Below are 8,888 nucleotides of genomic sequence, written 5' to 3'. Positions count from 1 at the left end.
CACCTAACCACGGTCGATGTGGTAGATGCGGTCGATCAGGGTGTCGCCTTCGGCGACCAGCGCCGAAATCACCAGGCTGGCCGAAGCCCGCAGGTCGGTGGCCATTACCGGCGCGCCCTTCAGGGTTTTGGTCCCGGTGACGATGGCCGTGTTGCCTTCAACTTGAATCAAGGCGCCCATACGGGTCATTTCATACACGTGCATAAAGCGGTTTTCGAACACGGTTTCGATGACCGCGCCGGTGCCTTCGGCAATAGCGTTGAGGGCAATAAATTGCGCCTGCATATCGGTCGGGAACGCCGGGTACGGTGCGGTACGCAGGTTCACCGCTTTCGGGCGCTTGCCCTTCATGTCCAGCTCGATCCAGTCCGGGCCGGTGGTGATTTCGGCGCCCGCTTCCTGCAGCTTCAACAGCACCGCTTCAAGAATGGTGGGGTCGGTGTCTTTCAACTTCACCTTGCCGCCAGTAGCAGCAGCGGCCACCAGGTAGGTGCCGGTTTCGATACGGTCTGGCATAACGCTGTAACGCGCGCCGCCAAGGCGTTCAACGCCATCAATGGTGATGGTGTCGGTGCCGGCACCGGTAATTTTGGCGCCCATGGCGATCAGGCAGTTCGCCAGGTCGACCACTTCCGGTTCGCGCGCGGCGTTTTCCAGCACGCTGCGGCCTTTGGCCAGGGTGGCGGCCATCATGATGTTCTCGGTACCGGTCACGCTGACGGTATCAAAGAAGAAGTGCGCACCGCGCAGGCCACCTTCAGGAGCCTTGGCTTTGATATAGCCGCCTTCCACGTCGATGATCGCGCCCATGGCTTCCAGGCCACGGATGTGCAAATCAACCGGACGCGAACCAATGGCGCAACCGCCAGGCAATGCCACTTCAGCTTCGCCGAAACGGGCAACCATCGGGCCCAGCACTAGGATCGACGCACGCATGGTTTTCACCAACTCGTACGGCGCCACCAGGGTTTTGATCGCGCGAGCATCGACTTCAACGCTGAGTTTTTCGTCGATCACCGGCTCAATGCCCATGCGACCGAACAGTTCGATCATGGTGGTGATGTCGTGCAGGTGCGGCAGGTTGCACACGGTCACTGGCGCGTCGGCCAGCAGGGTTGCAGCCAGAATCGGCAGGGCGGAGTTTTTCGCCCCGGAGATGCGGATTTCGCCATTGAGGCAAACGCCGCCGGTAATAATCAATTTATCCATTAGAAGTCTCGTCGCCCGTGGGCTTAGGAACGCTCGGCCCATGCGGCGCGGCTGAAGAATTTCATGGTAACCGCATGGATGCTGCCATCGGCGATCCACGGGTTGAGGTGGGCATAGACTTGCTGCTGACGTTTGACCGGGCTCAGGGCCGCCAGCTCGTCGCTGATCAGGTTCAACTGGAAATTACAGCCTTCGCCTTCCACGTTGACCTCGGTATCGGACAGCTTTTCCTCAAGGAGGCTTTTTACTTCTATGGCCTGCATGCTAAACCTCAATCGGCGCCCTACGCGCGCGGGTCGGCCATGATACAAAAAAGCCCCCCGCCTGCGAACCCCGGAAAACGGAACACTGACAAGGGGCGATAGATTTTGTGCGCTGCCAATAGGAATGACGCGGCTTAGCGCCCCGCCCGGCATCTCACGCCTGTAGCGGCAGAATGTCCAGCAGCCCGGACACTTCGGCAATCTGGCGCATTTCCACCGGCAAACTTCGCACCGACAGAGTTTTTCCTGCCCCTTGGGCAACACGCATATAAGCCAGCAGCAGCGACAAACCGACACTGCTGGAGTGCTCAACCGCCGCGCAATCGACGACCACTGTAGTGGCGCTAGAAGCACGAATCAGCTTTTCGCCCTCGGCGCGCAACTGCGCACCGGTACGAAAATCCAACACACCAACCAACTGCAAAACGCCGTCGGCCTGTTGGTAAACGCCGCTATCAGTCGTCATGACCTGCAGCCTTTTGCCCGTCTTCGGTATTTTTGGCGTTAGCCACCACCTGCGCCCAACCGTCGATGGTCTTGTCCAGATCGTTGCCGTTTTTCTGCATGGCGTCGGCGAATTGGTCGCGGAACAGCTTGCCAATGTTGATGCCGTTAATGGTCACGTTACGCAGCATCCACTCACCGTTGACCTTGGTCATGGTGTAGTTGACCGGGTACACGGTGCCCTTGGTGTCACGTACCTCCATATTCACACTGGTGCGGTCCGGGTCGGACTGCTTGGCGTTGCTTGGCAGTACGCGAATGTCCTGGTTGTTGTACTCCAGCAAGGCGTTGCCGTAGAACTCCATCAGGCTGCGTTTGAAGTTTTCTTCAAAACGCTTCATCTGCGCCGGCGTGGCTTTGCGCGAATACTTGACGGTCATGATGCTGCGGGAAATGCCGTCGGCATCCACCACTGGACCAATGATGCGGTTCAGCGAGTCGTAGAATTTTTGCGGGTCGGCCTTGTACTGGTCTTTATTGGCCTTGAGGTCGCTTAACAGTTGGTCAGTAGTGCTCTGCACGATGTCCTGGGCGGCAGGGCCGGCCGAGGCAACCAGTGGAAACACCGCCAACATCACCAGCAGACCGCGACGCAGAGCGCTCAACATGCTCGAATTCCTCACTTGGATTCTTTGTTAACCGAGTTGATCAGGAACTTACCGATCAAGTCTTCCAGTACTAACGACGACTGGGTGTCTTGAATGGTTCCGCCATCCTTAAGCAGCGCTTCTTCGCCGCCGACGCTGATGCCGATGTATTTTTCACCCAGCAAACCGGCAGTCAGGATAGACGCGGTGGAGTCCACCGGCAGGTTATCCACCCGCTTTTCCAGCTCCATGGTCACACGACCGGTGAAAGTGTCGCGATTCAGGTCGATGGCGGTGACCTTGCCGATGCCCACGCCGGCCATGGTGACCTTGGCGCGCACGGTAAGCCCGGCGAGGTTGTCGAAATCGGCGTAGAGCTTATAGGTGTCCTGCCCTGTGCCAACCGTCAGGCCACTGACGCGCAATGCCAGGAGCAGCAAGGCCAACAGACCGGCCAAGAGGAACAGGCCGACACCAATTTCCAGGGTGCGGTTTTGCATCAGAAATCTCCAAACATCAGGGCGGTCAAGATGAAGTCCAGGCCCAGCACGGCAAGCGAGGCATAAACCACTGTTTTGGTGGTGGCGCGGCTGATCCCCTCGGACGTGGGCTCACAGTCATAACCCTGGAATACGGCAATCCAGGTCACCACAAAGGCAAACACGATACTTTTGATCAGGCCGTTGAGCACATCCTTCTCAAAGGACACGCTGTTCTGCATATTGGCCCAGAACGACCCTTCAAACACGCCCAGCCAATCAATCGCTACCATGGCGCCGCCCCAGATACCGACCACGCAAAAGATCATGGTCAGCAGCGGCAGCGAGATAAAGCCAGCCCATAGGCGCGGGGCGATGATGTATTTAAGCGGGTCGACACCGATCATTTCCAGGCTGGAAAGCTGCTCGGTGGACTTCATATTGCCGATCTCGGCAGTCAGTGCTGAACCGGCGCGGCCGGCGAACAGCAGCGCCGTCACCACCGGACCGAGCTCGCGCAATAGCGTCAAGGCAACCATCTGCCCCACCGCCTGCTCCGAGCCGTAGCTGGACAAAATGTTAAAGCCTTGCAACGCCAACACCATGCCGATAAACAGCCCGGAGACGACGATGATGACCATGGACATCACGCCCACCGAGTACAGCTGCTTGATCAACAAATGACCAAAACCGTTACCGACATTGCCGCGACCAAACAACGAGCGCAGCAGAAAAACGGTGGAGCTACCCAGCGAGCCGACCGTGTCGATGCCGGCACGGCCCAGCAGGCGAATACGTTCGCTAATGGATTTTTTGCGCATCAACGCGTCCCCAACAGGTCGTCGCGGTAGTCCGCAGCCGGAAAATCGAACGGCACGGGACCGTCGGCGGTGCCCTTCATAAATTGGCGAATGCGCGGATCATCCGACTCCATCAATTCTTTCGGCGTGCCGTGGCCGAGCACCTGGGTGTCGCCGACTACATATAGGTAGTCGGCGATGCTGGCGGTTTCGGCCAAGTCATGGGAGACGACAATACTGGTGATACCCAGGGCATCGTTAAGCAGACGAATCAGGCGCACTAGAATGCCCATGGCCATCGGGTCTTGGCCGACAAAGGGTTCGTCGTACATCAGAATTTGCGGGTCCAGGGCAATGGCGCGGGCCAGGGCAACCCGGCGCTTCATACCGCCCGAGAGTTCGTCCGGCATCAGTTCAATGGCGCCACGCAAGCCAACGGCCTGCAGCTTCATCAGCACGATGTCGCGGATCATGTCTTCGGGTAATTGGGTGTGCACACGCAGCGGGAAGGCCACGTTCTCGAACACATCGAGATCGGTAAACAGCGCGCCGCTCTGGAACAGCACGCCCATTTGCTTGCGCATATCGAACAGGTCGCTGCGCGACAACTCGGGCAGGTTCTGGCCGTTGACCAACACTTGGCCACTGCTGGGCCGCAGCTGAGCGCCCATCAAACGAAGCAAAGTGGTTTTACCACTCCCGGAAGGCCCCATGATGCCGGTGACCTTGCCGCGAGGGATGGAAATATCGACATTCTTGAAAATGCTGCGCGAACCGCGCATGAAGGACACACCCTTCAGCTCGACCGCGTAGGCGTGATCGGCACTCATCTGAACTCCTTGGTGCAGCCGCCTATCAGACGCCATGCTTCATGGTGGGGACACCACACAAATGAACATGCCGGATAGGGCGGCAACTATATCACCGGCATCAAGCCACGCCCAAGGCGGAAACATCTGCAACGGCAAACCCATAATGGCGCAGGCGAAGTGAGACCAAGTCGATGCTGCACGCACGCGCCAACATTCAAGGGTGAGCCGGGCGGGCTTTACCGCTATAATCCCCGGCTTTTCACGCGGCCACTGTCTTTAGTTATGAACCAGACCAACGATCTGATCCAATCGGCACTGCGCACCGTCCGCCTTGAAATCGAGGCCGTAGAAGGTCTGCTTCCCCGTATTGACGCGGCTTTTGTCAAAGCCTGCGAACTGATTCTGGCCAGTAAAGGCCGTGTAGTGGTGGTCGGCATGGGCAAGTCCGGCCACATCGGCAACAAGATTGCCGCCACCTTGGCGAGCACCGGCACCACGTCCTTTTTTGTTCACCCAGCCGAAGCCAGCCATGGCGATATGGGCATGATCACCCGCGATGACGTGGTGCTTGCCCTCTCCAACTCCGGCTCCACCGCCGAAATCGTCACCCTACTGCCGCTGATCAAACGCCTGGGTATTACCCTGATCAGCATGACCGGCAACCCTGATTCGCCGCTGGCCAAAGCCGCTGAGGTCAACCTTGATGCGCGCGTGGCCCAGGAAGCGTGCCCGTTGAATCTGGCGCCCACCTCCTCCACCACCGCCTCTCTGGTGCTCGGCGACGCCCTGGCCATCGCCCTGCTCGAGGCCCGTGGCTTTACCGCTGAAGACTTCGCCTTTTCCCATCCAGGTGGCGCCCTCGGCCGCCGCCTGCTGTTGAAAGTAGAAAACGTGATGCACAGCGGCGAGCAGTTGCCCAAGGTGCAACGTGGCACCTTGCTGCGCGACGCGCTGATGGAAATGACCCGCAAAGGCCTGGGCATGACCGCCGTATTGGAAGACGATGGCCGCCTGGCCGGGATCTTCACCGACGGCGACTTACGCCGCACCCTGGACCGCGACCTGGATATTCGCCTGGCCACCATCGACGAAGTCATGACCGTGCACGGCAAGACAGCACGCCCGGATATGCTCGCGGCCGAAGCGTTGAAGATCATGGAAGACCACAAAATCGGCGCGCTGATTGTGGTCGACGAGCAGGACCACCCTATCGGCGCCTTCAACCTGGGCGACCTGCTGCGCGCGGGAGTGATGTGATGAGTAACGACCTATTGCAGCGCGGCAAGGCCATCAAGCTCGCCGTATTTGATGTGGACGGTGTGCTCACCGACGGCAAGATTTACTTCCTGCCAGATGGCGGCGAGTTCAAAACCTTTAGCACGCTGGACGGTCAAGGCATCAAGATGCTGATCAACTCGGGTGTACGCACCGCGATCATCACTGGCCGCTCAAGCCCGGTGGTGGAACGTCGCGCGCAAAACCTTGGCATCCATCATTTGTACCAAGGCCGCGAAGACAAGCTGGTGGTGCTCGACGAGCTTCTTGCCGAACTCGGCCTAAGCTATGAACACGTCGCCTATTTGGGCGATGACCTGCCGGACCTTCCGGCAATTCGTCGTGCGGGCTTGGGCATGGCTGTCGCCAACGCCAATGACTTTGTTCGCCAACACGCCGATGGTGTGACCCAAGCTCGCGGCGGCGAAGGCGCTGCACGTGAATTTTGCGAGCTGATCCTGCAAGCGCAGGGCAATCTCGACGCGGCTCAAGCCGCTTATTTATAGAGTCGACTATGCTGCGCAAATTGCTTCTTACCCTATCGTTCGGCCTGGCGGCCTTGCTGGTCGCCGCCCTCGGCTACTGGAACCTCAACCCGGAGAGCTTGCTGGAACAGAAGCCCCAGGCGACTGCCGACAATGCCGTGGATTTTTACGTGATCAACGCAAAAACCACCGAATACCAACTCGACGGCACGCTGCGCTACGAGATGACCAGCGACAAAGTTGAACACCTGAAAGAAAGCGACAAGAGCCTGGTGAGCAAACCGGACCTGCTGTTGTACCGCGAGACCTCACCGCTGCCGTGGCATGTACAAAGTGACCGTGGCGAGGTGTCGCCAGGCGGCACTGAGGTCGAACTGATCGACAACGTCCGCATTGCCCGCACCGATGAAAAAGATCGCCCCACCATCATTACCAGCAGTCGCATGACCGTGTTCCCGGACAAGGAATTTGCGCAGACCCAGCAAGCCGTTAGAATCGAGGCCGCCAATGGAGTGACCACGGCTAATGGAATGAAAGCGTATTTGAAAGACAGCCGGGTGCTCCTGCTGTCCAACGTAAGAGGCCAGCATGAGGTTCGTTAACCAATTTTCCCTTCACACCCTATCCCTGCTCCTGAGCCTGGGCGCGGCAATTGCCAGCTCCAGCGCGTGGGCATTGCCCACCGACCGCGACCAGCCGATTCGTGTACAAGCCGATAGCGCCGAGCTCGACGACAAAAAAGGTGTGGCGGTATACCGCGGTGACGTGGTGATTACCCAGGGCAGCATGAAGATCACCGGCAACACCGTGACCATCACGCAAAACGCCAGCGGTGACATCGAAGTGTTTACCGCCGTGGGCAACCCGGCCTACTACGAACAGAAACCGGCTGTGGATAAACAGATCGTCAAAGCCTATGGCCTGACCATCCAGTATTTCGCCGCCAAAGACCGCATTGTGCTGATCGACCAGGCCAAGGTGATTCAAGAAGGCAACACCTTCGAAGGCGAGAAAATCGTCTACGACACCCAGCGCCAGATCGTTAACGCCGGCCGCGCCAATGGCGCCAACGTGACCAGCCCGCGCCCGCGTATCGACATGGTTATCCAGCCCAAGAACAAACCCGCTGGCGCCCAGCCAGCCGACAAACAGGCGCAGTAATGGCGACTCTTAAAGCCCAGCACCTGGCCAAAGCCTACAAAGGCCGCCAGGTGGTTCGTGATGTCAGCCTGTCGATCGAAAGCGGCCAGATCGTTGGCCTGCTAGGCCCTAACGGCGCCGGCAAGACCACCTGCTTTTACATGATCGTAGGCTTGGTGAATGCTGATCAGGGCCGCGTTTTGATCGACCAGGACGACGTCACCCACCTGCCCATGCATGGCCGCGCGCGCGCCGGCATTGGCTACCTGCCGCAGGAAGCGTCGATCTTCCGCAAGCTCTCGGTAGCCGACAACATCATGGCCATTCTGGAAACCCGCAAAGAGCTCGACAGCGCCGGCCGGCGCAAAGAGTTGGAAAGCCTGCTGCAGGAATTCCACATCAGCCATATCCGCGACAACCTCGGCATGAGCCTCTCCGGTGGTGAACGTCGACGCGTGGAAATCGCCCGCGCCCTGGCCACTGCGCCGAAATTCATTTTGCTGGATGAACCGTTCGCCGGTGTCGACCCAATTTCGGTGGGCGACATCAAACAGATCATTCACCACCTCAAGGCCAAAGGCATTGGCGTGTTGATCACCGATCACAACGTGCGTGAAACCCTGGATATCTGCGAAACCGCGTATATCGTCAACGACGGTCAACTGATCGCCGAGGGTGATTCGGCCACCATTCTGGCCAACCAGTTGGTGAAAGAAGTCTATTTGGGTCACGAGTTCCGTCTGTAGGGGCTGGCTACAGGCGCCTGGTTGTAGGCGCCTTCTGTAGTCATTCACAGATCCCCACTACAGACTTCGATTGAGGGCTAGGCAAACCCCTCAGAGTTAGGCATATAATTTGCTTCCTGGTGGCGCCCCGGCGCCCTCGTTGTGGAAGCGCGTATGCGCCGGCGAATAAGGTCTTAAGCCCCCTCCATGAAACCATCGCTCGTCCTAAAAATGGGCCAGCAGCTGACGATGACACCGCAGCTGCAACAAGCCATCCGCTTACTCCAACTGTCCACTCTGGATCTGCAACAAGAGATCCAAGAGGCACTGGAGTCCAATCCCATGCTCGAACGCCAAGAAGAAGGCGAGGACTTCGACAATAGCGACCCGCTGGCCGACGGTGCCGAAAGCGCACCGCCCGCGCCCAACAGCGAAGAGTCCTATCAGGAGACCAGCTACCAGGAAAGCTCGGCGCCGACCGTCGACAACCTGGAAGAAGGCGAGTGGAACGAACGCATCCCCAATGAGCTTCCCGTCGATACCGCCTGGGAAGACATTTACCAAACCAGCGCCAGCAGCCTGCCCAGCAACGACGATGACGAGTGGGAC

General features: G+C 58.7%; 12 protein-coding genes and 1 pseudogene. 6 read left to right on the top strand and 7 right to left on the bottom strand.

From position 1 onward, the window contains the following. Positions 1-3 precede the first annotated feature (3 nt). The 7 genes from murA to AAAB16_RS08290 all read right to left on the bottom strand — a co-directional run bounded on the left by murA (position 4) and on the right by AAAB16_RS08290 (position 4,672). On the bottom strand, positions 4-1,209 hold the full coding sequence (gene murA / locus AAAB16_RS08320) for a UDP-N-acetylglucosamine 1-carboxyvinyltransferase (protein WP_340662913.1): 1,206 nt from the start codon (positions 1,207-1,209) through the stop codon (positions 4-6). Between the two features lie 23 nt (positions 1,210-1,232). After that, positions 1,233-1,472: a BolA family protein gene (locus AAAB16_RS08315; protein ID WP_110616708.1), complete on the bottom strand. Its 240-nt coding sequence runs from the start codon at positions 1,470-1,472 to the stop codon at positions 1,233-1,235. A 154-nt stretch (positions 1,473-1,626) separates the two neighbouring features. Continuing rightward, positions 1,627-1,938 (bottom strand): STAS domain-containing protein, encoded by a 312-nt coding sequence (locus AAAB16_RS08310; RefSeq protein WP_340662912.1) that lies wholly within the window; start codon positions 1,936-1,938, stop codon positions 1,627-1,629. After that, complete coding sequence (locus tag AAAB16_RS08305; RefSeq protein WP_340662911.1) at positions 1,928-2,584, bottom strand: ABC transporter substrate-binding protein; 657 nt, start codon at positions 2,582-2,584, stop codon at positions 1,928-1,930. The genes AAAB16_RS08310 and AAAB16_RS08305 overlap by 11 nt, the downstream gene beginning before the upstream one ends. Positions 2,585-2,595: 11 nt before the next feature. Further along, a complete protein-coding gene (gene mlaD, locus AAAB16_RS08300; RefSeq protein ID WP_110616711.1) occupies positions 2,596-3,063 on the bottom strand; it encodes an outer membrane lipid asymmetry maintenance protein MlaD in 468 nt (155 codons plus the stop codon). Beyond that, on the bottom strand, positions 3,063-3,863 hold the full coding sequence (gene mlaE / locus AAAB16_RS08295; protein WP_110616712.1) for a lipid asymmetry maintenance ABC transporter permease subunit MlaE: 801 nt from the start codon (positions 3,861-3,863) through the stop codon (positions 3,063-3,065). Before mlaE ends, mlaD begins: the two co-directional genes overlap by 1 nt. Then, complete coding sequence (locus tag AAAB16_RS08290) at positions 3,863-4,672, bottom strand: ATP-binding cassette domain-containing protein (RefSeq protein WP_110616713.1); 810 nt, start codon at positions 4,670-4,672, stop codon at positions 3,863-3,865. The genes mlaE and AAAB16_RS08290 overlap by 1 nt, the downstream gene beginning before the upstream one ends. Before the next feature lie 264 nt (positions 4,673-4,936). Here AAAB16_RS08290 and AAAB16_RS08285 point away from each other — a divergent pair, with 264 nt between their 5' ends. The 6 genes and pseudogenes from AAAB16_RS08285 to AAAB16_RS08260 form a co-directional block, all read left to right on the top strand. Next, complete coding sequence (locus tag AAAB16_RS08285; RefSeq protein ID WP_110616714.1) at positions 4,937-5,911, top strand: KpsF/GutQ family sugar-phosphate isomerase; 975 nt, start codon at positions 4,937-4,939, stop codon at positions 5,909-5,911. Then, positions 5,911-6,435, top strand: a complete 525-nt coding sequence (locus tag AAAB16_RS08280) for an HAD family hydrolase (RefSeq protein WP_110616715.1) — start codon at positions 5,911-5,913, stop codon at positions 6,433-6,435. Before AAAB16_RS08285 ends, AAAB16_RS08280 begins: the two co-directional genes overlap by 1 nt. Before the next feature lie 8 nt (positions 6,436-6,443). Beyond that, a complete protein-coding gene (gene lptC, locus AAAB16_RS08275; RefSeq protein ID WP_340662910.1) occupies positions 6,444-7,016 on the top strand; it encodes an LPS export ABC transporter periplasmic protein LptC in 573 nt (190 codons plus the stop codon). Further along, entirely contained in the window at positions 7,003-7,575 is a 573-nt protein-coding gene (gene lptA / locus AAAB16_RS08270; protein WP_110616717.1) for a lipopolysaccharide transport periplasmic protein LptA, read from the top strand. The genes lptC and lptA overlap by 14 nt, the downstream gene beginning before the upstream one ends. Next, positions 7,575-8,300: an LPS export ABC transporter ATP-binding protein gene (lptB, locus tag AAAB16_RS08265; protein ID WP_340662909.1), complete on the top strand. Its 726-nt coding sequence runs from the start codon at positions 7,575-7,577 to the stop codon at positions 8,298-8,300. The genes lptA and lptB overlap by 1 nt, the downstream gene beginning before the upstream one ends. A 186-nt stretch (positions 8,301-8,486) precedes the next feature. After that, positions 8,487-8,888: pseudogene (locus AAAB16_RS08260) on the top strand (RNA polymerase factor sigma-54); the annotation flags it as partial.

It is taken from the genome of Pseudomonas sp. (genome assembly GCF_037994325.1).
Classification (GTDB): Bacteria; Pseudomonadota; Gammaproteobacteria; order Pseudomonadales; family Pseudomonadaceae; genus Aquipseudomonas.
This window is presented reverse-complemented; position numbering and strand designations above follow the sequence as displayed.